The organism is Candidatus Symbiopectobacterium sp. NZEC127 (assembly GCF_025962675.1).
Classification (GTDB): Bacteria; Pseudomonadota; Gammaproteobacteria; order Enterobacterales; family Enterobacteriaceae; genus Symbiopectobacterium.
Genome location: NZ_JAGFPG010000002.1, coordinates 226,842 through 249,021, shown reverse-complemented (window position 1 = coordinate 249,021; position 22,180 = coordinate 226,842). Strand labels below are relative to the sequence as shown.

The window sequence follows — 22,180 nt, the reverse complement described above, 5'->3', positions numbered from 1 at the left end:
AAAAGATTCAACTCGTTGAATAACGGATCAATCGATTGTGACAAAGAAATGAAGGAATTATTTATTTTATATTTAGGTTATGAGAATTTTTTCTTACAGTTTAAATCCAGAGGTTTTATTAAATTAAATAGCTGTTTAATGCATTACATTAATCGACGCTTAGGATAAACATTTCGTAACCCTTAGGTTGATTATGACAACATCACTACGTCTGCCATTGAATATAACAAAATCGATCATTCCTGTGCGAACCATGAAAGCATCTGAATTTTCACCAACGCGTTCTAATACATTAATCAAAAACATCTCTTTTATTCACCACTCAACTCACAGTATCATCACTAAAAAAAACCATCACAACAAGTATCACAGACTGCCAGACATCATTTCTGAAGACGTCACATTGACACCGAGTAAGATCGGTAAAATCAATACCAAGGATTATGTTTTTCTAGGGAGTTGTAGAATGCCTTTGATCAGTGACATGGGAGTAACGCTCGATCAGGAAGGCGATCTTATATTGATACAAGGTCAGTGCCAGAATTTACTCTCTGGTTTATATAGAAAACACAGTAAAAAGAACGATTATACTTATTACACTCTCAATAGGGAAGGAGACAGAAGCAATATCACATTTGAATCATTATATATCGATACCGAGGGTGAACTCACTGCAAAACAAAAAAATAAAAATATTTATTACTCCATTGAGTTTAGCACCAACACCAGTGTCGACACTGAAAAAGAAACGACTAAAATCATCAACGTAACCTATAAGAAACAGCCCACACCATTATCAACAGATCTTTCACTTCAAGGATGTGACGGAAACACCGCTCATTTTGATTTCAGGAATAACAATTTATACTTAAGTGCATATTCAGCAGGAAACAAAAAATATGACTATAATCTCATGGAATACAAAATAAAGCCGCTATTTAACAAAAAGTACCACATCGTTTCCGTCAAACGGTGTAGAAATATGTTGCAAATAGAGGCATTAAAACGAGATAAAGTAAGAATATTCTATATTGATCCTAAGAATATATCCGGAACATTGCTCAGAAAAAAAAAGGCAAGCCATAAACCGCCGCAAGGGTTCTACGCACTTTTAGGTGGCGATGTGTATGAGAAATATCACTGTGGGCAGCCCTTTTCATCAACCCGGTGGGGGAATTTTCGTTCTCTACCGATACCATTTATTTCCCGAATAGTCGATCCTATCCGCTTAGCCCTCAAGAAAAATAAAGCAAAGCGCAGCAGGAAAGAAAAATTACTGAAAGGAATCAAATTCGCAGATCCTGGCATCAATGCCGCCATATCGGTAACCAAGGATTTGATAACACGAACAGAGAAAAAAAACCTATCACATGAATCATTAGTGAATACGTCTATAACAGGTCTTAAGCATGATTTTTCACCGTTGATTAATGATCTTCCAGAATTTATGCCAGAAGAAAATACATTCGCCAAAAAAATATTATCTATCATCAAAAGTCTTGCAACAAATGATGCACTTACCTTGAGCAAGGAAAATGAATTTTCCATTTTTTTTAGCTTATTACAAAATGGCATGCCTTTTCATCCAGGCTGGTTCGCCGGAGCCAAATTCTCAATCGCGAAAACGCATTGCCTGATTTTAACCAAGACAACAACAGGTAATATAAAGTTAGTATTTACCCGTAAGAGAAAAATCTGCAACACCTTACTGATAGGAACAGGCCAGGGCTTGGAATCAACGTTACTTAGCCAGAGTGGCATTAATTTTTTCTCTGTTATGCCCTTTGAGGCAAATGCCCTCTTAACGTTGTATAAAACCAAGGAATTAGATTTATCATTTGAACTAACTCCCTGTCAGTTTGAATCACTTATCGATCAATCATCCAACATTGATAACAAAAATAGCTTTTTTGACAATCACCAGATAGCGGTAAAAAGAAGACAGCTCAGTGAATATGGCACCTCACTGTCTCTGGATATGAAAATTAATGAATTACGTGCAACGTTGGGTATAACACCCGTTGAAAATACGCGACTTTACTCGCCTCGGCTAGCTTGTGGTAGCGGGGTCAGTGCCTCGGTATTCACGTATAACAATAAGAAAGAAACCCGATGTTCAGATACAGCGCAGCAGCCGGCCGTCGATAAAAAAAGCACCTTAACGCTACTTTCCGGCTCTGGCACTTTTTTTGCCGGAGAAAAGTACATTATTGCGCCCAACACTATCAACGACAATGGACAGTTATGTTATCGCCTTGCGCTTATCGAAGAGGGGATGAGCACTAAATCAAAAACAAAAAGCGTTTTTAAACACAGTCATACCCGAGGCAGGACTGCAACCCCAAAAAGGTCGATGCCCAAACGACGTAACCATAAGCAGATTAAAAAAGTCTACAACACGTTAGCCACCCTCACTGACACTGGGGAAATCATTCGTCCCATGCATAAGATAGGAAATTTGAAGGTGACGCGAAGGTTGCACAAACCGGTTAATTTACCGCAAGGCCGTTTGCTGACCAGATACCTATCAGCCTCGCAGCAACAGACGACATTAAAACATGTGTTTAAGGGGGAGCCTCGTCCACAGCCATATGCTGATACGTTGCGCACACTCGCCGACCGCGCATCCAGTAAAAACAGAAACGATTTAAATAAAAAACTGAGTCACAGTCTTGTTGCAAAATACAACATCAATATCAATGACCAAAAGAGATTATTGGAATTTAAACATGCGTTAAACACGTTAGAGAGCACGCCGAATGTACTAAACAGGCTTCAAGAGAGAAAAAAACTGAAGGAATTACGTCAGCGGATTGCCAAATTTAAAAGCGAGGCGACATATCAATTGCACACCGTTGATCTCTACAGTTACGGCGAAAGGGTACAAACCAAATCATCACTGACCAATGTGCTGCTGAATTTCAGACAAACCAAAGCGATGGCGTTGAAAAAGCATCTGGGACAGCTATCACTTGAATATGCCGATACGCCAATCCCCACGAAAATAACAGGCAACTACCGTTTCCTTTGAATGCGTGCCTGAGTATCGCGGTTCTCGTCAGGCAACCGTCGATGATTCAAGGCAGAGGAAGGTGGTGACTTTGTCAGCCATCATCCGGTATACCCCCCTAAAGCGCCGACCTGTGGGAAATTCAGGGGCTAGCGTGGTTTGCAATTGCAGTTCGAAAACCTGTTGAGCCTGATTGAGCACGGTGATTTGCGCATCCAAAAAATCAAAGTAATGCTGTACCGAAGGATAGATGGCTTTAAACAAGCTCTCCTTGGCAGAAAAACTCAACGTCAGCGCCTGACAAAACGGCATATCCACCCCTTGCAGCCATTGGCGCTCCTCATCACCGACGATACCAGGCCAGAGTGAAGCGGCCCGATCGTCACTCATCAGCGTTTCCACATCAACACCCACACCGCTGAATACGTCGCTGCGGCGGTGAATAGCGCACAGCACGCTGTCTTTGTTGTGGCTCAAAGAGCCGCAGAGATTTTCAGGCCACACCGGTGAGCGGTCCTGGCCGCTAAGCAGCGTAAACTGGTTTATACCGAGTTTTTCCAGCACATGGCGCGCCAGATAACGCCCGGCAAGAAATTCAGCGCGGCGCTTGGGCACCGAGCGTGCCAACTCCGCAGACAAGGGCACATCAATACGATGATAAAGCGTATCGTGGTAAGCCTCTGGGTTGAAGCGACAATAGGCGCAGAATCCAGGATACACGGCCTCGCCGGTGGGCAAAGGCAGTGTCATCCATTCAATATTGCCGACAAACGCCGAGATGGTCATTAACGTACACTCTCCCCCTGCTGCGGGTCAGGCTTTAAAGCGCCAGAAAGAATCCAGCAATGGTTGCACTCATCAGGTTTGAAAGCGTTCCCGCAGCGACCGCTTTCAGCCCAAAACGCGCGATATCCTGACGACGGTTTGGCGCCATGCTGCCGAGCCCACCAATCAAAATCGCAATCGATGACAGATTGGCAAAGCCGCACAAGGCAAACGAAATAATGGCTTTCGATTGATCCGAGAGCACCTGCAATCCCAGGGCTGCCACGGCATCGTCCGCTTTGAGATGCTGACTAAAATTCAGATAGGCAACAAACTCATTAAGAATCAGTTTTTGGCCGATAAAGGCCCCCGCCACCGTCGATTCCTGCCACGGAATCCCGATAAGGAAAGCCACCGGTGCGAACAACCAACCTAAAATCAGCTCCATAGAGAGCTGCGGATAATCAAACCATCCGCCAATGCCCCCCAGGATGCCATTGAGCAAGGCAATCAGCGCCACAAACGCCAGCAACATTGCACCGACGTTGAGCGCCAGCTGTAACCCTGAAGCCGCGCCACTGGCCGCTGCGTCAATCACGTTGGCAGGCTCATCATCGGCACTCACAAAACCGGAGTGAGTTTCATGGTCGTGTGTGGTTTCCGTCTCTGGCACGATCAGTTTGGCAAACAACAAGCCCCCCGGCGCGGCCATAAAGGAGGCAGCGATCAGATACTCCAACGGCACGCCCATCTGCGCATAGCCCGCCATCACCGCCCCGGCAATGGATGCCAGCCCGCCGCACATCACCGCAAACAGCTCCGAGCGCGTCATGGTAGCAATGTAGGGACGGACCACCAGCGGTGCTTCCGTCTGCCCGACAAAGATATTTGCCGTCGCCGAAAGCGATTCAGTACGCGACGTTTTTAACAGCTTTTGCAGCGCTCCGCCTAGCAGGCGAATAACCCATTGCATCACCCCGATGTAATACAACACGGCAATCAACGAGGAGAAAAAGACAATGATCGGCAGCACCCGCAGTGCGAACACAAAGCCACCGCCGCCAAACAGCTCATACATCTTATCGGACGCCAGGCCACCAAAAATAAACGATACGCCTTCGTTGCCGTAACCAATAATCAGGGCAACCCCTTCGGTCATCCCTGCCAATATCTTGCGCCCAAGCGGCACATAAAGCACCAATGCGCCAATACCAATCTGGAGCAGGAAAGCGCCCAACACCGTGCGCAGGCGAATAGCCTTGCGGTTACTGGAAAGCAAAACGGCAACCAGCACCAACACAGCCATGCCAATAAGACTCATAATGAGTTGCATAAGAAGTTCCCTTTTATGCGTTGTTGAAAATCAAGGATAGACTATTCATCTCGGGCCAGATTGCCCGAAAAACGTCAAAGGCGGATTATAAAGCGGCCACTCGGGAAATACGCATTTTTTGTCACATTTGAACACTTTCTGACATGCTTGAACCCTCGCATCTGGGATTTCTATCACGTTCTTTTTCCACACCTTATGGGCATCCAAACACCTCAGGACACTATTCTCATCGTTTTTTCTTATGGTTATTGGGAAAAGCGATGTGTTAATAATATTGTTTGCTGCGAGGGTATAGCGTTCATTTTCAGCAGCGCTGAGGATAATTGATGGTTTTAGCTGAACGATATCGGCTACAACACGCAATTTTATGTTATGCAGCATGGGTTATAGGCGACGAATAAAGGGCAACACAATGAAAACAAAAACATTATCTCCAACCACCACAGAAGAAAAGTCCGCTGACCTCGACAAATTCGATTACGCCATCCTGCAACTGCTGCAACAGGACGCCTCACTCTCCAACGTGGCGCTGGCAGAAAAAGTTAATCTCAGCCCTCCGGCCTGCCTGCGACGGGTAGAACGTTTAAAACAGGCTGGATTGATAAAAGGTACGGTGGCCCTGCTGAATCCGGAAGCGTTAAATGCCGGCATGGTGGTGATTATCGGCGTGGTGTTGGACCGTTCGACGCCTCAGTCGTTTGCCGATTTCGAACTGGCGGCACAAAACATCAGTGGGTGTATGGAATGTCATGTGGTGACGGGAGAGTTCGATTACATGATGATGCTTCGCACCAAAGATAATCAAAGTTTCAATAAGTTACATGCCGAGCAGTTGTTATTCCTGCCCGGAGTGCGACAAATACGCTCCTTTATGGGGTTGCGTCAGGTGCTCTCAACCACGCAGTTACCCTTTTGATAACGCTGGCCCAAACGGGCCAGCAGCGCCGCCAGAATCAGCCGTTACGGAAAATATAGCTGTAAGCGCTCAGTGCCGGGGCACCGCCTAGGTGGGCATACAGCACTTTGGAACCTTTGGGAAACTCACCGCGACGCACCATGTCGATCATGCCGTGCATGGATTTTCCCTCATAAACCGGGTCGGTCAATACGCCTTCGGTGCGGGCGCACAGACGAATCGCTTCCAGCGTGCCTTCATTGGGTAAGCCATACTCCGGCCCACCGTAGCGGGTATCCAGCACCACGTCTTCTTCTGTGATCTCACGGCCCAGCTCCACCAGATTTGCCGTGTTCTGTGCAATACGCAGAATTTGCGCTTTGGTTTGTTCCGGTTTGGCGGAAGCGTCAATGCCGATAACACGGCGAGAGCGCCCGTCAGCGGCAAAACCCACCACCATCCCCGCCTGGGTGCTGCCGGTTACGGAACAGACCACGATATAATCGAAAGTAAAACCCAGCTCTTTTTCCTGCTGGCGCACTTCTTCGGCAAAGCCGACGAAGCCTAATCCACCCAGTGGATGCTCAGAACAGCCAGCCGGGATCGGGAACGGTTTTCCGCCGTCTTGCGCGGCTTCTTCCATCGCTTGCTGCCAGCTTTGACGAATGCCGATGTCGAACCCAGCGGCATCAAGGCGTACATCCGCCCCCATAATGCGCGAGAGTTCAATATTGCCGACCCGATCGTAGACCGCATCCGCATAATTCACCCAGTTCTCCTGAACCAGCACGCACTTCATGCCGAGGTGCGCCGCCACGGCAGCAACCTGGCGCGTTTGGTTCGATTGGATACCGCCAATCGAGACCAGCGTGTCGCACCCTTGTTCCAGCGCCTCTGGGATCAGGTATTCCAGCTTGCGGGTTTTATTGCCGCCAAACGCCAGGCCGCTGTTGCAGTCTTCGCGCTTGGCATAAAGTTCGACATCACCGCCCAGATGTTCGCTCAATCGCTTCAACGGCGTGATGGGAGAGGGACCGAAAGTCAGCGGATAGCGGGGAAATTTCTCCAGATTCATCATCAAGCTCCAAAATAAAGTGGCATTAGGGAAACGGGAGATGGCTATTTCATCGGGAAATATCCTCACGCCGTAAAAACAGACTAACAAATTAATGATGAATTTAAATTGCGTTATTAATCCAATTTTCGACCAGTAAAAACAGATAAATGCATTTATAAGAATCAAAAAACCACATTAAGAATAAATAACGAAATAAAATTAACACGATTTTTTAGTGTTCTGGCATCCCATAACGCTGCCGCACTTGGCGGTCCATTTCCGTCAGCGTTTGCTTGAGAAACTGACAAAAACTCGCCAGCAGTGCGGTCCGAGGACGCCCGATCTCGGTCTGAATTTGCAGCATGCGTTGCCCCAGCGGCTCCACGTCAACACTGCGGATCTGAAGATCGTCGTTGAGCATGTGCCCCATCACCGAAAAATGGCTACAGATACCAATCGCATCGCGATCGTTACGCACATAGCCAAACACCGCAGAAAATTGGTTGCTGGTAAACACCGGTTCGATAAACACGCTGTTCATTCGGCAGCACAGATCGAACAGTTGTCGGATGGTGGCGGTTTGGTCCGGCAACACCAGCGGATAGGCATTCAGATCGGACAAGGCAAAATCGCGCGTCGCCAGCGGGTGCTCTCGATGCATAAATGCGGTCACCGGCGCGGGAAACGAGGCGATAACGTCAACCCCCGGCTCCGCCGCCAGGCTAAATTTAATCGCCACGTCACCTTCACCGTGCCGCACCCACTCGGGCACCTGCTGGCCGCTGCCGACAATCAAATGGAAATTGACTTCAGGGTGCAGTTGGCGAAAGCGCGCCAGCAGCAGCGGCACCAGATTCAACGCCAGGCCATCGGTACACACCACGCGAATCGGGGTTTGCTGCCGAGATTTGAGGCCCTCCAGTTCGGCGATCGCCAGTTTCATATCCGCCATGCTGCGTCTGACATGGTTTGCCAGAATTTGCCCGGCATCATTGAGCACCATGCCGCGCGCGCTGCGCTCAAACAGCGGCATGCCCAAACGTTTCTCCAACCGTTGGACGTGTCGGCTGATGGCGGAAACCGCGACGAAAAGTTGCTGGCTGGCGGCGCTCAGCGAACCGGTACTCACCACGGCCATAAAGTAGCGGATCTCGGTGTTATGCATGGCAACCTCCTGCGCTTAAAAATGGCAACGCGCGCACCAGAAAATCGGTGCGCGCGAGTGCTAATGACAGTATCAAGCAACGGTGGCGACGGCGGATTGCTGCTCCCGCTGATGGCACACTGCTGCCCCCTGCTCTGCCAGATCCCACAGCATACCGGCCATCAGTTGCAGCGCTTCCTGCGCGACCGATTGCAGTAAATGCTCGTTAGGGGCGTGCTGGCTACAGGCCGGATAGGAGTGAGGCACCCACAGCGTCGGCAGCCCTAAGGTTTCAGAAAAACAGGCATTTGGCAGGCCGCCGCCGAAGTTAGGCAGGATGGCGGCTTTTTTCCCGGTACTGCGGGCAATAGAGGCTTCGCCCCACGCTACCCAGGGATCGCTGGGATCGAGGCGCGTAGCGGTAAAGCAGTGATCGGGGGTGACCATCGTGACATCTTCAAACCCGTGCGCATCCAGATGTTCACGCAAATAACGTGGAAAATTATCCACATCGCTGCCAGGCACGTAGCGCATATGGCAGTGCGCCCGCGCCACTGGCGGGATGGCATGGGCCGGCTTATCGGGATTACCGGTGGTAAAGGCCAGCACGTCAAAGGTATTCCAACTGTAGAGCTTCTCTGCCGCCGTCAGGCCCGGCTCGTTCCAGTCAGGATCGATGGCCGGATCGTTGGGGCCAGTCCCCAAAGCGATATCGCGCAGCAGATAACGCACCTGCTCGGGCAATACTGCCGGGCGTAATCCCGGCACCAGAATGCGTCCACGCGCATCGACAATGCTACTTAACGCGTGGGCCAGACGAATGCCGGGATTTGCCAACAGCCCGCCCCAATTGCCGGAGTGATGCGCGCTTTCACGCAGTTTGACCTGAAGCTCAACGTTAAACACGCCGCGCGAGCCCAGAAACAGCGTCGGGCGCTCGGCCACCACGCGCGGGCCGTCAGAAGCGATAAACAAATCCGCCGCCAACCAGTCGCTGTAGTTCGCGCACAGGGCATCAAGACCGGGGGAACCGGTTTCCTCCCCCATTTCCAGAATCAGCTTCAGGTTGTAGCCAAGCCTCCCTTGCTTCGCTTTCAGCACCAGCATCAGAGCAGCCAGATTGATGGTGTGCTGACCCTTGTTATCCGCCGTACCGCGTCCATACCAGCGATCGCCATCCGGCGTGACGTTCCAGGGATCGACCCCTTCCAACCAGTTTGTTTCATCCCCCAGCACCACATCGCCATGACCATAGGTCAGTAGCGTAAACGGCGCTTCGGGCTCGATACGGCGCGCCAGCAGAAAAGGCCATTTACCCGCGACCGGGTTATCCACAATGCGGCACTCAAAGCCTAATGCCTGAAGCGAGGGCACCATCTCTTCCGTCAGGTAGGCCATTATCTGCTGCGCGCGCTCTGCGACCAGACTTTCCGTTGGGTAACTTACCCGCCGCGCCAGCGTTTCCAAAAACGCACCAGACGCCATATAGTCGCTCGCCGCTTGCATCAATTCTTCACGCGTCATCTGCCTGCATCCTTCTTCATTTTGCCGTGTTCGGGTCATAATCCGCTGTAACTGGGTGAAATATCGGGAATGCCGAGCCCCGGCTCCGGTGTCAGCACTGACGCGAGCAGAGCTTGGGTATAGGGGTGCCTCGGCGTTTCGAAAATCTGCTCGCGCGTCCCCTGCTCGACAATGACCCCTTTGCGCATCACGGCAACGTGATCCACCAGATGCTCCACCACCGCCAGGTTATGGCTGATAAACAGGTAAGTCAGACCGAGTTCCTGCTTGAGCGTCATCAACAGATTGAGGATTTGCGCCTGAACCGACACATCCAGCGCCGAGGTCGGCTCATCGCAGATAAGGATCGCCGGGCGCATGATCAGCGCCCGAGCGATGGCGACGCGCTGGCGCTGACCGCCGGAAAGCTGGCCGGGATACTGCCCGTGGGTTCGGGTTGGCATCCCAACCCGGTCCAGCATCTCCTGCACCCGCTGCTTACGGGTTTCCGGGGTGCCGATGTTATGCAGGCGCAGCGCGACGTCGACGATATCGGCCACCGTGCGGCGCGGGTTCAACGAGGAGTACGGGTCCTGAAAAATCGGCTGAATGCGGGTCGCCAGCGCTTTGCGATCGCCCGCATCGATTTCACGCCCTTCAATCAGGACGTTACCCGAGGTCGGTGGCAACAGCCCCAGCAGCATCTTTGCCAACGTGCTTTTACCGCAGCCGGATTCGCCCACCAGCCCCAAGGTTTCACCGCGCCGCACGCGTAAAGAGACGTTATTGACGGCAGTAAAGATACCGGGCCGCGCAAACAGCCCGCGATTAAGGCGAAATTCGCGGCTCAAGGCACAAAGCTCTAACGCCAAATCGTCATTGCCGGGAATGTAGGGGGCGGGTTGTACCGCGCCAAACGCCGTTACCGTTTCGCTCATGCCACGTCCTCCCAGGCTTGCGCCTGTACACAGCGCACGTGCTGCTGCGGCGTCACCGCAACATAAGGCGGATTTTCACTGCAACAGGCCTGCGCGCTCGGGCAGCGATTGCGAAACGCACACCCTTGCTGCGCGCCGATGAGACTGGGTACCACGCCGGGGATTGCCTGTAGCAACTGGCCCGGAACGGTTTTTCCCCGCACCGGAATGCACGACATCAGCCCTTTGGTATAGGGATGTTGCGGATGCCCAAACAGCTCCTTCACCGGTGCGGTCTCAACAATCTGACCGGCATACATCACCGCCACGCGATCGGCGATGCGCGCCACCACGCCCAGATCGTGGGTGATGAAAATCACCGCGGTCCCTAGTTCCTGCTGCAATTCGCGCAGCATGCGCAGGATCTGCGCCTGAATGGTCACATCCAGCGCCGTGGTCGGCTCATCCGCGATGATCAGCTCCGGCTCACACATCAGCGCCATAGCGATCATGATACGTTGACGCAATCCCCCCGAAAGCTGATGCGGATACTGGCGCAGACGGTCCCCAGCCTGCGGAATACCGACCCGTTCCATTAAATAGAGCGCGCGTGCCCTTGCCTGGGTCGGCGTTACCTTGCGGTGCGCGTGCAGCGTCTCGCATAGCTGTTCGCCCAGCGTGTAGGAGGGATTCAGCGAGGTCATCGGTTCTTGAAAGATCATGGCGATCTGATCGCCGCGGATCGCTGCCATCTGTTTGTTGTTCAACGTTTGCAGATCTTGCCCTTTGAAGCGCAAGTGCGTCGCGCTGCGCACCGCCTTGCGCGGCAACAGGCCCATCAGGGCCAGCGACGTCATGGATTTACCGCACCCTGATTCGCCCACCAGACACAGCATCTCGCCTTTACGCACCGAGAAATCAATACCGCGCACCGCGTGCAAGGTGCCACGCGCCGTGGGAAGATCGACGCGCAGGTCTTTGACATCCAACAAGCTATCCTGACTCATGGCAACCTCCTCAGTTACGCCCGTCTACGGCGGTGATATCGCGCAAGCCATCACCGACCAAATTGATGCCGAGCACCACCACCGCCAGCACAATACCGGGGATCAAAATCACCCAGGGCTGGAAGAACATGTAGGCTTTACCTTCTGCCACCATCAATCCCCAGGAGGGCATCGGCGGTTGTACCCCAAGCCCCAAAAAGGAGAGCGTGGCTTCCAACAGAATGGCGTGGGCAATCTCGAGCGTTGCCACCACCGTCAGCGGCCCCACTAAATTGGGCAGAATTTCCCGTACCATGATGAAAGCAGACGATGCCCCCAACGTTTTCGCCGCAGCAACAAACTCCTCTTCCCGCAGTTGGCGCGTTACGGAGCGCGAGACGATCAGAAAGCGATCCCACAGCAGTAACCCGAGCAGCAGAATCACCACGTTTACCGAGCCCCCCACCAGCGATGCCATCGCCAACGCCACCAAAATCACTGGCATCGAGAGGCGTACCGTTAGCAGATAGCTCACCACTGCGTCCACACGCCCGCCGAAGTAACCGGCGACCACGCCCAGCGTGATGCCAATAACGCCCGCCAGCGCGGCGGCGGCCAGCCCGATCAGCAGCGAAACCCGCGCCCCAAACAGCAGGCGACTTAAGTAGTCGCGTCCCAGCTTATCGGTGCCCAGAATGTGCTCCCAACTGCCCTTCTCATACCACACCGGCGGGATCAGGCGTCGGCTGACATCCTGCGCATAAGGGTCGTGTGGGCTGATCCACGGCGCCAGCAGCGCCAGTACCACCACAATCCCTAAAATCACCACGCCCAGCGTCATGCTGTGGTGACCCAGGATGCGTCGCACGGCACGTTGCCACGGGCCCGGTTGCGGTAATAACCCCGTTTGTCCGGCCTCAGTTTGCGTTACTGTCACAGCGCCACCTCGCGAAAAAAAACCTAGCCACAATGCGGATGTCTTTTCAGATGCTTTCATGTTGCTCACTCCTAGCGCGCCCGTAAGCGCGGATCGAGTGCCGCGTTGAGCACATCCGCCAGAAAGGTGAGAACGATATAGAACACCGCGATAATCAGGACGATGGCCTGCACCACCGGGAAGTCATTACGGGAGATGGAATCCCACGCCAATTGCCCTAAGCCTTGCAGCGCAAACACCGATTCAATCACCACCGAGCCGCCCAACATAAAGCCCAGTTCCACCATCGCCAGCGCGACCACGGGAATAATGGCATTACGCAAGCCGTGTTTGACGATGACGTGAAAACTGCTCAACCCCTTGGCGCGCGCGGTGCGGATATAGTCAGCGTTCAGCACGTCCAGCATACCGGAGCGGGTAAGCCGCATCAGGGAGGGCATGGCGTAGTAGCCCAGCGCAATGGCGGGCAGAACAAAGTGTTGCCAGGTGGCATTACCGGCGACCGGCAACCACTTGAGCCCCACGGCAAAAATCAGGATCAACAGCAGCGCAAACCAAAAATTGGGCATGGCCTGCCCGAGCACCGCCGTCATCACGGCGCTGCGATCGACCCAGGAATCACGGAACACCGCCGCCAATACGCCGAGCGGGAGCGCCACCAACAGCGCCAGCAGCAAAGAAACCGCCCCCAATTTCAGGGTGACCGGCATACGCTGCCCAATCAGCTCCATCACAGTGTGTTCAAAATAGAAAGAACGTCCGAAATCGAGATGCAGCGCGGCCCAGAGCCAATGACCAAACTGCGTGGCAAGCGGCTGATCCAATCCGTATCGCACGCGAATCTGCGCAATCACCTCTGCCGTGGCTTCAGGACCGGCAATCGCTGCTGCCAGATCGCCGGAGAGATGCAACAGAGAGAAACTCACCAGCGCCACGGTAAACAACACCGCGAGCGCCACCAGCAGCCGATGAAAAACGTATTTCGCCATAATGCGGCTCCTTCTTGGTCACAACGCGGGAGAAGCGGCGCTTCTCCCGCCACAGGCATTACTTCCAACTGGACAGGGCAAAGCGCGGCAGCTCGTCCGGCCAATCCTGAAAATTCAGATCGGAGGTAAAGGCATAGTGGGTTGAGTAGGAGAACAACGGCGCAATATAGGCCTGAGAGGAGATACGCCCCAACGCGGTGGCATACAGCGCAGCGCGATCCTGGGTGTTGATGGTTTCATCGGCCTTCAGCAAGGTATTAGTCACCTCGGGATCCTTCCAGATGTCATTGCCCTTGCCACCAAAGTACGGCGTGGTGAACGCGGTAGCATCGTTAATCGAAAACGAGCCCCAGGTATTGAACGCCATGGGCGCTTTGCCGGAAATCAACGCGTCCGCCATCACCGGAAACTGCACGTAATGCAGTCGCGCGCGAATGCCAACCTGCCGCAGATAGCCAATAATCGCTTCCGCGTAATCACGCTCACGGTAGGCCCAGATATCGGTATCAAACCCGTTGGGATAACCGGCCTCCGCCAACAGCTGTTTGGCTTTTTGCGGATCGAACGGGTAATTGATCGCCTTGCTGGCATCACAGGCCACCTGCTCACGGAAGCAGGCGGTATAAACCGGTTTACTGCCGCCTTTCACCAGGTTAGTCACCATGCTTTGGCGGTCGATGGCGTAATTCACCGCCTGACGCACGCGCACATCCTGAAAAGGCTTCCCTTCCGGCGAATCGCTGTGAATGCTCATCGCCACAAAGCCGACGCGCATGGTTTCACCGCTTTTCACCGCGAGGTTTGGCATGGCAGACAACGCCTCGGTCTGATCGGAAGGCACGCGCCAGATCCAATCCACCTGCCCGGTCATCAACTGTGCCAGACGGGTTTCCGGATCGCGGATCACCACAAAGTTCAGCTTGCCGATTTTAGGCTGACCCAGGGGGCTCTCTTTGAAGTAATCGGGATTTTTCACCATGGTGACGCCCTGACCGGGGATCACCTGCACCACCTTATACGGGCCGGTGCCAATCGGCGCACGGCTAAAACCTGCCAGCTTCACGCTCTGGAAATACTTCGCCGGAAAGATAGGTGTCGGGCCGGAAAGGTACTCCAACGCCGCCGGGAACGGCTTGGCTAAATGCAGGCGGACCGTGTAGTCATCCACCTTTTCGGTGCGCGCGATCCAGTTAACACTTTGCGGCACCACCGAGTCGGTATTCGGGCCGGCAACATGTTCGAAGGTATAGACGACGTCATCCGCAGTGAAATCATCGCCATTATGAAATTTGACCCCTTGGCGTAAATGCATCAGTAATGCAGTCGGAGATTCCCACTGCCAATCGGTAGCCAGTTCCGGTTTGTATTCACCGGTTTTTGGATCGCGGTAAACCAGGTTACTCCACACCAGATGGGCTAAAATCACCCCTTCCCGCATGGTGTTGTGATAGGGACTGACATTTTCTATCTCACTGTCAGAGGCATAGACCAACGTATCATTGGCTTTCCCGGCGTAACTCTGGGCGGCCATTCCCATCAGCACTGCCGTGAACACATATTGTTGTAGCCGTCTTGCAAGTAAACGCGTCATGTTACTCTCCACACCATGAATAAAAGGAGGAATACAAGGATCATCGTTCATCCTGGTTCAGGGTGTTTTTGCAAGAGTGACGCCAACCGGGTTGCCCGCTTGTTACTGATTTAAGACAGCAGCCTTCTCAAAACGAGAAACCGCCGCGCTGCTGCCGTTGTTACGCATTGAGCAATAATAAATCGCTATCCATCGGCCATGAGCGCAGCGCGTTAGCGAGCAACCGCGCGATGTAGCGGTGCAGAGGGGAAGATCGATAACGGTGCAGAGCGTCGATTTTTTGCACTGTTAACGAGAGTAGCGATAAGGCGTTGCTATTTCTCGCTTTGAGAAACGCCGTTTGATACCCCGCCGTTGGCGTGAACGCCCGGCAAAGTAAACAGGCGGCAGGTGTTGCGATACAGCGCGTCCGCTATCACCTCAGGCGGTTCTGAACGCAGCTCACACAGAGTGTGAAACACATTGGCGGCACGCTCGGGGCGATTGGGGTGTCCCTGAAAACCGTTAAGCGGCATATCGGGCGCATCGGTTTCCAGCAGCAGGCTATCGAGAGGAAGGCGAGAAATCGCCTGACGGGTTTTATTGGCGCGTGGATAGGTGATGGTGCCGCCGACGCCAATGCAGTATCCCAACTTGATAAAGGCCAGCGCCTGCTGCTCGCTGCCAGCAAAACCGTGTACCACGCCTTTGCGCGGCACATCGATACGGCGCAACAGCTGCGCCAAACGATCGTGAGTGCGTCGGGAATGCAGCATCACCGGCAAGTCGTAGCGCTTCGCCAACGCCAGTTGCGCTTCCAGAAGTTCGCATTGGCGTTCGAAACGGGGCTCGGCCATATACAGATCCAGCCCGATTTCGCCCACCGCGATCAGTCGGTCATCCCGTTGACGCAGCTGCTGTTCGAGCAGATCCAGATCGCTATCCTGATGATGGGCAACATAGAGTGGGTGTAAGCCAAGCGCGGCATAGATTTCAGGATGAGCCTGCGAAAGCGCAGTGATGCGCGCAAAATAGCGGGACTCAACCGCAGGCACCAGGATATGCGTTACCCCTGCCGTTGCGGCGAGCGCAATACTTGCCACTTCATTTTCGCTCAACGGCGGAAAATCAAAGTGACAATGGGTATCTATAAAGGAAAAGCGCCTGTGGGAATTATCCATGCCAGAGTGCAACGTCAACGTAGGGCAACGTGAACGTAGTGTAGCATCAACTTAGTGTAGCGTTACTGAACCTTTTTCCGCCTGCACAACAGCATCCGACAGTTCATCGCCCTCTTGCAGTCCGTAATCTTCCTGCAAAATACCGGCAAGATAATCATTGTTGCTTTCCAGCCAGGCACAATCGCTGTCAAACCACTCGGCCCACAGCGCCCAGAAGTTCCCTCTCAACTGCTTCCATCGACCTACCACGATATCGCTATTCATCACGAACCTCCCGAACAAACCGCACCGTAATCACACCAACGTTCAGCAAGCATCGCAAACAGTATGCGGGGTGACGATGACAATCTTATTATGGTTCAGATTGATTTTCGTTAACACCCCGTGCGCAGACTAAAATTTCAGACAAATGGCGATTGTGGGTACGGATAGTCAGGGTCGCTTACGTCCCGCGAACAGACTGACCAAAAACAGGATAATCCCGACAATAAAGACAATTTTGGCCGCACCCGCTGCGGTACCAGCCAGCCCACCGAATCCCAGAGCCGCCGCGATCAGTGCTATCACCAGAAAAATAATGCCCCAACGAAACATACGCTCTCCTTACCTTAACGAGGGTGAGTGGCGCTCGTCCTGAGGTTAATTACGCATACCGCTGCGTTTCCACCGGTCTTTTATTTTAACGACACCAAGTGCTAATTGGCTTGAGGGTGGCGGAGGTTGCCCTCCGCCGAATACGCGAGCATTAAGGGGCGACAGGCCCGTTAATGGGTGACGGTCAGATCATTTTTAACGCTTTTCACACCGGATACCGCCTTGGCGATACTCTCTGCACGCGCTGACTGCGCGGTGTTTTTCACATTACCGCTCAGTTGCACCACACCTTCCTGAGTTTCCACTTTCACGTGGCGCGACGGCACGATTTTGTCAGCCAGCAGTTTGGCCTTGATGCTGCTGGTGATGACCGCATCATCGGTATAGGAACCCACTGACTGGGTGGCGTTATCCTTGATTTGCAGTTTGTCACTCACCGACTGCACGCCTTCGGTCTTGGTCGCCACTGCGACTGCCTGCGCCGCTACGGCCTGGCTAGGGACAAAACCGGTCAGCGTAACCACGCCTTTGGTGGTGGAGACGGAGATGTCTCCGCTCTCGATCCCCTTGTCATCCATCAGGGCACTTTTCACCTTGGCGGTGATGGTGCTGTCATCCATGTAGCCAGAGGCTTTCTGGAGAGAACTGTCAATCTTTGCGCCCGTGGTTGTCGCCGCCAGCTGCACTTTTTGCCCCAGCGTCTCTTCGGCCAGTGCATTGCCCGCCGTCAGCAGGGAACCCAGTACAACAGCCATCATCGTTTTTGCGTTAAGGATGTTTTTCATCGATTATTTCCTTTTGCTATGGTCCACGCGGACATCAATCACGCGGGTGTTGGCACTCAATGCGACTCAGCAAAACCAAGCGTTTAACGTCGCCAAATATCCAGTAGTCGATATAACCCACTACATGATTTATCACCAGCAGTGAAACTCACTAATTGTTAACGCGATATTAACTATAGTGCATGGAACGACGATTCCTAGCGGAATAGGGAGGAAAAGTCCCTTTCCGGCGGCATTTCGGATTTGTCCGTGGGAATAAAGGGCGGGGGAAAATCAAATAAAAACAACCTAATCAATTGATAAACAATCATAAAATAAAACCGGCGTTTAAAAAGCCGGACACTACGCCCGAATCCTTTTAAACGCCGGTTTTTTAACCGACTACACCGCACTCGCGGGAAAAATCAGTGCTCGCGGGTTTTGAAGAAGGTGACGTCCGGGTAGCGTTCCTGCGTCAAATTCAGGTTTACCATGGTCGGTGCCACATAAGCCAGGTTGTCGCCGCCATCGAGCGCCAGATGCAATTCGTTCTTGCGCTTGAACTCTTCAAATTTCTTCGCATCGGCACACTCAACCCAACGTGCGGTGGAGACGTTGACCGATTCATAGATGGCTTCCACGTTGTACTCTGACTTCAGGCGCGCCACCACCACGTCAAACTGCAACACCCCCACGGCCCCGACAATCAAATCGTTGTTGGCCAGCGGGCGGAACACCTGCACCGCCCCCTCTTCCGAGAGCTGCACCAATCCTTTGAGCAGTTGTTTCTGCTTTAACGGATCGCGCAGACGGATGCGGCGGAACAGTTCCGGCGCAAAGTTCGGGATACCGGTGAATTTCATCTCCTCACCCTGGGTAAAGGTATCGCCAATCTGGATGGTGCCGTGGTTGTGCAACCCAATGATATCGCCGGGGAATGCCTCTTCCACATGGGAACGGTCACCCGCCATAAAGGTCAGCGCATCGGAAATGACCACATCCTTGCCGGTACGCACCTGACGCAGCTTCATGCTCTTTTCATACTTGCCGGACACCACGCGCATAAAGGCGACGCGGTCACGGTGTTTCGGGTCCATGTTCGCCTGAATCTTGAACACGAAACCGGTGAATTTCTCTTCCTGCGCGGTAACGGTGCGGGTGTCGGTCTTACGCGGCATCGGCGCAGGTGCCCAGGCGACCAGTCCATCCAGCATGTGATCGACACCGAAGTTGCCCAGCGCGGTGCCGAAGAACACCGGCGTCAACGCACCAGACAGGAAAGCCTCCAGCTCAAATTCATGAGAAGCGCCCTGCACCAGTTCCAGCTCTTCGCGCAACTGTGCGGCCAGATCTTCACCGACGGCCTTATCCAGATCCGGATTATCCAACCCTTTGACAATACGCACTTCCTGAATCGTATGGCCCTTCCCGGTCTGGTAGAGGTAGGTTTCGTCTTTGTACAGGTGGTAAACGCCCTTGAACAGCTTGCCGCAGCCGATCGGCCAGGTGATCGGCGCACAATCGATTTTCAGTTCGCTTTCCACTTCATCCAACACTTCCATCGGATCGCGGATATCACGGTCGAGCTTGTTCATAAACGTCAAAATTGGCGTATCGCGCAGACGCGTCACTTCCATCAGCTTGCGGGTACGATCTTCCACCCCTTTTGCCGCATCGATCACCATCAGGCAGCAGTCCACCGCCGTCAACGTGCGGTAGGTATCTTCGGAGAAGTCTTCGTGCCCCGGGGTATCCAGCAAGTTGACCAGTGCCTCCCGATACGGGAACTGCATCACTGACGTAGTGATGGAGATACCACGCTGCTTTTCCATCTCCATCCAGTCTGATTTGGCGTGCTGGTTCGAGCCGCGCCCCTTCACCGTCCCGGCGGTCTGAATGGCCTGTCCGAACAGCAGTACCTTCTCGGTAATGGTGGTTTTACCGGCATCGGGGTGAGAGATAATGGCGAACGTTCTGCGTTTCGCAACTTCGCGGGCGTATTCACTTGGAGACATGATTTTCAGGTTTCTTATGTTAACCACCCGGCGAGAGCATCGGCATCAGGATGTTCGCGTCAGGCAAAGTGGGAAAAAATCGTATTAGCCGGGTATTTTCCCTGATTTGTGGGTGAGACACAATCAATCGGCGCATATTCGCGCAATACGTTGGAAATAAAAGGCAACGTATCCCAACAAGCACCAGAGAAAGAAATCTGGCATGCTGTTTTCACCCAGCCCCGTCTGCTACCCATCAGGAACAACGATGAAAGATTGGAACCCCGCGCTCTATTTACGCTTTGCCAATGAACGCACCCGCCCGGCACAAGAGCTGGTTGCCCGCATTGCACATCCGCATCCCAACACCGTCAGCGATCTGGGCTGCGGGCCGGGTAACAGCACTGAGCTGTTAGCGCAGGCGTGGCCGCACGCGACGGTGACGGGCGTCGATACCTCGGCAGCCATGCTGGCACAAGCACGCGAACGCCTGCCGCAGCAGCAGTTTATGCAAGCGGATATCGCCACCTGGCGGCCCGCGCAGCCACAGGATGTGATTTATGCCAACGCCTCGTTGCAATGGGTGCCGGAGCATGCACAGCTGTTTCCGCATTTGGCACAGCAGCTGGCTCAAGGGGGTATGCTGGCGGTACAGATGCCGGATAACCTGGACGAACCCAGCCACCGGCTGATGCGCACGGTGGCCGAACAGGGAAGCTGGCGTGATAAAATAGGTGATACCGCCAGTGTGCGCCAGCGCCTGCTCACCAGCAGCGCCTATTATGATCTGCTGACCAATGCCGGTTGCGACGTCGACCTGTGGCGCACCACTTACTACCACCCGATGGATGACGCACAGGCGATTGTCGATTGGCTTCGCGCCACCGGCCTGCGCCCTTTTCTTGCGCCGCTTGACGACGCCGAACAGGCCGCCTTTCTTGCTAGCTATCGCCAATATCTGGAAACTGCCTACCCGCCACACGCCGACGGGAAACGCCTGCTGGCGTTCCCGCGTCTGTTTATTGTGGCACGCAAACGCTAAGTGACAGACAAAGAAAAGGCCCGCGCTGGCGGGCCTGAAGCAATCAAGACAACGGTAAAGGGTTATACCACCAGCGAAAGCAGCAGCACGATCAGTAATCCCACCACCGAGTTGGTCAGTTCCAACAGCCCCCAGGTTTTGAAGGTGTCTTTAATCGACAGCCCAAAATACTCTTTAAACAACCAGAATGCGGCATCGTTAACGTGAGTCAGAGTGTTACTCCCTGAAGCGGTGGCGAGCACCATCAGCGCCGGGTTGACGTTAAAGGTGGTGATCATCGGACCGACAATCCCAGCCGCCGTGATGGCGGAGACGGTACCAGCACCGGTAGCAAGACGCAGCAGTACGGTGATAAACCAGGCCATGATCAGCGGTGACACCGATGAATGGCGCATCATATCCGCAATATAATCGCCGACGCCGGTGTCCATGATAATTTGTTTAAACGCGCCGCCCGCACCGATGATAAACACCACCATGGCTACTTTTTCAATGGCAACGGTATAGGATTTCATGACGTCGGACATACTTCTGCCGCGATTAACGCCAAAAGCAAACAGGCTGACCAATACCGCAATCAACATACTGATTTGCGCACTGCCGATAAAATTAAGGAAAGGCAGCACCACGCTATTTTTGGCAATAAACAGCTTCAGCACGGTAACACCGGTAATAATCATCGCCGGGATCAAGGGTACTAACAGGCTGATCGCAAAGCTTGGCATTTCATCATCAGAAAATACCTTTTGCGATTCCAATAATTCGGGAATGGGACGATCCAGATTCCCCAGCAGTTTGGGTAACAGGATGCCCGAGCAAATTACGGTAGGGATGGCAACGATAATGCCATAAATATAAACCATCCCCATATCTGCATGGAATGCAGTCACCAGCGCCGTGGGGCCGGGCTGAGGTGGGAACAGGCTGTGCGCCGTGGTTGCGGCAGCGACCATGGTGATACCCAGTTTCAGGAAAGGAATTTTTGCTTCTCGGGCGATGCTGATAATCAGTGGAGCCAAAATCAGGAAGGCCACTTCGTAGAACATAGCCAGACCGAAAATCAAGCCAATCACCAGAATGGCCCATTGAACTTTCTGTGGCCCGAATTTTTTCAGTAACGTTGATGAAACCCGCTGCGCCGCACCGGAATCCACCATCAATTTACCCAGAATGGCACCAAACAGAATAATTAATGCCAGATGCCCCAGCGTACTGCCGACGCCATTTTCAATCGATTTACCAATTGCCTCAAGTGGTAACCCTTCACACACCCCGACAAAAACCGCCGCCAGCAGCAGTGCCAACATCCCGTTAATTTTAAATTTCATATTTAAAATTAACAGCAAAACGACGCCCAGAGCCACCCATATAATGGGCAGCGCCTCAATAATGAAATTCATATTTTCCCCGTAAACATTGAATAAAAAACCAAATTAGTCGGACATTTCTTTTCTACATACATGACCACAGCAAAACATGTCCTACCAATTAGGCGCCCA

19 protein-coding genes are annotated in these 22,180 nt (G+C 53.1%); 3 read left to right on the top strand and 16 right to left on the bottom strand.

What is annotated here, in order from left to right; genetic code table 11:
* Positions 1–253: 253 nt before the first annotated feature.
* On the top strand, positions 254–3,031 hold the full coding sequence (locus tag J5069_RS11225; protein WP_264643975.1) for a hypothetical protein: 2,778 nt from the start codon (positions 254–256) through the stop codon (positions 3,029–3,031).
* Positions 3,032–3,058: 27 nt separating this feature from the next.
* Here the strand turns inward: J5069_RS11225 and J5069_RS11220 are convergent, their stop codons facing one another.
* Positions 3,059–3,796 (bottom strand): 4'-phosphopantetheinyl transferase family protein, encoded by a 738-nt coding sequence (locus J5069_RS11220; RefSeq protein WP_264643974.1) that lies wholly within the window; start codon positions 3,794–3,796, stop codon positions 3,059–3,061.
* A 34-nt stretch (positions 3,797–3,830) separates the two neighbouring features.
* A complete protein-coding gene (locus J5069_RS11215; RefSeq protein ID WP_264643973.1) occupies positions 3,831–5,108 on the bottom strand; it encodes a NupC/NupG family nucleoside CNT transporter in 1,278 nt (425 codons plus the stop codon).
* A 412-nt stretch (positions 5,109–5,520) separates the two neighbouring features.
* On the opposite strand from J5069_RS11215, the gene J5069_RS11210 reads away from it, so the two are divergent.
* Positions 5,521–6,024, top strand: a complete 504-nt coding sequence (locus J5069_RS11210; RefSeq protein WP_264628249.1) for an Lrp/AsnC family transcriptional regulator — start codon at positions 5,521–5,523, stop codon at positions 6,022–6,024.
* Positions 6,025–6,061: 37 nt separating this feature from the next.
* Here the strand turns inward: J5069_RS11210 and J5069_RS11205 are convergent, their stop codons facing one another.
* The 13 genes from J5069_RS11205 to prfC all read right to left on the bottom strand — a co-directional run bounded on the left by J5069_RS11205 (position 6,062) and on the right by prfC (position 19,660).
* Positions 6,062–7,078 (bottom strand): 1-aminocyclopropane-1-carboxylate deaminase, encoded by a 1,017-nt coding sequence (locus J5069_RS11205; RefSeq protein WP_222160934.1) that lies wholly within the window; start codon positions 7,076–7,078, stop codon positions 6,062–6,064.
* Between the two features lie 214 nt (positions 7,079–7,292).
* Positions 7,293–8,225 carry a LysR family transcriptional regulator gene (locus tag J5069_RS11200; protein ID WP_264643972.1) on the bottom strand — a complete coding sequence of 311 codons (933 nt, stop codon included), beginning with the start codon at positions 8,223–8,225 and terminating at the stop codon, positions 7,293–7,295.
* 72 nt (positions 8,226–8,297) lie between these two features.
* A complete protein-coding gene (locus tag J5069_RS11195; protein WP_264643971.1) occupies positions 8,298–9,728 on the bottom strand; it encodes a M20 family metallopeptidase in 1,431 nt (476 codons plus the stop codon).
* Positions 9,729–9,763: 35 nt separating this feature from the next.
* Complete coding sequence (locus tag J5069_RS11190; protein ID WP_264643970.1) at positions 9,764–10,645, bottom strand: ATP-binding cassette domain-containing protein; 882 nt, start codon at positions 10,643–10,645, stop codon at positions 9,764–9,766.
* Positions 10,642–11,631: an ABC transporter ATP-binding protein gene (locus J5069_RS11185; protein ID WP_264643969.1), complete on the bottom strand. Its 990-nt coding sequence runs from the start codon at positions 11,629–11,631 to the stop codon at positions 10,642–10,644. Before J5069_RS11185 ends, J5069_RS11190 begins: the two co-directional genes overlap by 4 nt.
* 10 nt (positions 11,632–11,641) lie before the next feature.
* Complete coding sequence (locus J5069_RS11180) at positions 11,642–12,547, bottom strand: ABC transporter permease (protein WP_264643968.1); 906 nt, start codon at positions 12,545–12,547, stop codon at positions 11,642–11,644.
* A gap of 71 nt (positions 12,548–12,618) precedes the next feature.
* Positions 12,619–13,536 (bottom strand): ABC transporter permease, encoded by a 918-nt coding sequence (locus tag J5069_RS11175; RefSeq protein ID WP_264643967.1) that lies wholly within the window; start codon positions 13,534–13,536, stop codon positions 12,619–12,621.
* A gap of 58 nt (positions 13,537–13,594) precedes the next feature.
* Complete coding sequence (locus tag J5069_RS11170) at positions 13,595–15,127, bottom strand: ABC transporter substrate-binding protein (RefSeq protein ID WP_264643966.1); 1,533 nt, start codon at positions 15,125–15,127, stop codon at positions 13,595–13,597.
* A 314-nt stretch (positions 15,128–15,441) separates the two neighbouring features.
* The gene (locus J5069_RS11165; protein ID WP_264643965.1) at positions 15,442–16,287 is read right to left on the bottom strand and encodes a TatD family hydrolase; all 846 of its coding nucleotides are present in this window, start codon (positions 16,285–16,287) and stop codon (positions 15,442–15,444) included.
* Positions 16,288–16,338: 51 nt separating this feature from the next.
* The gene (locus J5069_RS11160; RefSeq protein ID WP_264643964.1) at positions 16,339–16,551 is read right to left on the bottom strand and encodes a CsbD family protein; all 213 of its coding nucleotides are present in this window, start codon (positions 16,549–16,551) and stop codon (positions 16,339–16,341) included.
* Positions 16,552–16,719: 168 nt separating this feature from the next.
* Positions 16,720–16,881 carry a DUF1328 domain-containing protein gene (locus J5069_RS11155; RefSeq protein WP_196906570.1) on the bottom strand — a complete coding sequence of 54 codons (162 nt, stop codon included), beginning with the start codon at positions 16,879–16,881 and terminating at the stop codon, positions 16,720–16,722.
* A 170-nt stretch (positions 16,882–17,051) separates the two neighbouring features.
* Positions 17,052–17,666 (bottom strand): molecular chaperone OsmY, encoded by a 615-nt coding sequence (gene osmY / locus J5069_RS11150; RefSeq protein ID WP_264643963.1) that lies wholly within the window; start codon positions 17,664–17,666, stop codon positions 17,052–17,054.
* Positions 17,667–18,070: 404 nt separating this feature from the next.
* A complete protein-coding gene (gene prfC / locus J5069_RS11145; protein WP_264643962.1) occupies positions 18,071–19,660 on the bottom strand; it encodes a peptide chain release factor 3 in 1,590 nt (529 codons plus the stop codon).
* A gap of 247 nt (positions 19,661–19,907) precedes the next feature.
* On the opposite strand from prfC, the gene tam reads away from it, so the two are divergent.
* Positions 19,908–20,681: a trans-aconitate 2-methyltransferase gene (gene tam, locus J5069_RS11140; RefSeq protein WP_264643961.1), complete on the top strand. Its 774-nt coding sequence runs from the start codon at positions 19,908–19,910 to the stop codon at positions 20,679–20,681.
* Positions 20,682–20,743: 62 nt separating this feature from the next.
* Here tam and J5069_RS11135 read toward each other — a convergent pair whose 3' ends face one another.
* On the bottom strand, positions 20,744–22,069 hold the full coding sequence (locus J5069_RS11135) for a gluconate:H+ symporter (protein ID WP_264644365.1): 1,326 nt from the start codon (positions 22,067–22,069) through the stop codon (positions 20,744–20,746).
* Positions 22,070–22,180: the final 111 nt, after the last annotated feature.

What these genes read in the sequence shown, in the direction of transcription:
- J5069_RS11225 (WP_264643975.1), top strand. Translation starts at nt 254, where the DNA reads ATGAAAGCATCTGAATTTTCACCAACGCGTTCTAATACATTAATCAAA.
- J5069_RS11220 (WP_264643974.1), bottom strand. Translation starts at nt 3,796, where the DNA reads ATGACCATCTCGGCGTTTGTCGGCAATATTGAATGGATGACACTGCCT.
- J5069_RS11215 (WP_264643973.1), bottom strand. Translation starts at nt 5,108, where the DNA reads ATGCAACTCATTATGAGTCTTATTGGCATGGCTGTGTTGGTGCTGGTT.
- J5069_RS11210 (WP_264628249.1), top strand. Translation starts at nt 5,521, where the DNA reads ATGAAAACAAAAACATTATCTCCAACCACCACAGAAGAAAAGTCCGCT.
- J5069_RS11205 (WP_222160934.1), bottom strand. Translation starts at nt 7,078, where the DNA reads ATGAATCTGGAGAAATTTCCCCGCTATCCGCTGACTTTCGGTCCCTCT.
- J5069_RS11200 (WP_264643972.1), bottom strand. Translation starts at nt 8,225, where the DNA reads ATGCATAACACCGAGATCCGCTACTTTATGGCCGTGGTGAGTACCGGT.
- J5069_RS11195 (WP_264643971.1), bottom strand. Translation starts at nt 9,728, where the DNA reads ATGACGCGTGAAGAATTGATGCAAGCGGCGAGCGACTATATGGCGTCT.
- J5069_RS11190 (WP_264643970.1), bottom strand. Translation starts at nt 10,645, where the DNA reads ATGAGCGAAACGGTAACGGCGTTTGGCGCGGTACAACCCGCCCCCTAC.
- J5069_RS11185 (WP_264643969.1), bottom strand. Translation starts at nt 11,631, where the DNA reads ATGAGTCAGGATAGCTTGTTGGATGTCAAAGACCTGCGCGTCGATCTT.
- J5069_RS11175 (WP_264643967.1), bottom strand. Translation starts at nt 13,536, where the DNA reads ATGGCGAAATACGTTTTTCATCGGCTGCTGGTGGCGCTCGCGGTGTTG.
- J5069_RS11170 (WP_264643966.1), bottom strand. Translation starts at nt 15,127, where the DNA reads ATGACGCGTTTACTTGCAAGACGGCTACAACAATATGTGTTCACGGCA.
- J5069_RS11165 (WP_264643965.1), bottom strand. Translation starts at nt 16,287, where the DNA reads ATGGATAATTCCCACAGGCGCTTTTCCTTTATAGATACCCATTGTCAC.
- J5069_RS11160 (WP_264643964.1), bottom strand. Translation starts at nt 16,551, where the DNA reads ATGAATAGCGATATCGTGGTAGGTCGATGGAAGCAGTTGAGAGGGAAC.
- J5069_RS11155 (WP_196906570.1), bottom strand. Translation starts at nt 16,881, where the DNA reads ATGTTTCGTTGGGGCATTATTTTTCTGGTGATAGCACTGATCGCGGCG.
- osmY (WP_264643963.1), bottom strand. Translation starts at nt 17,666, where the DNA reads ATGAAAAACATCCTTAACGCAAAAACGATGATGGCTGTTGTACTGGGT.
- prfC (WP_264643962.1), bottom strand. Translation starts at nt 19,660, where the DNA reads ATGTCTCCAAGTGAATACGCCCGCGAAGTTGCGAAACGCAGAACGTTC.
- tam (WP_264643961.1), top strand. Translation starts at nt 19,908, where the DNA reads ATGAAAGATTGGAACCCCGCGCTCTATTTACGCTTTGCCAATGAACGC.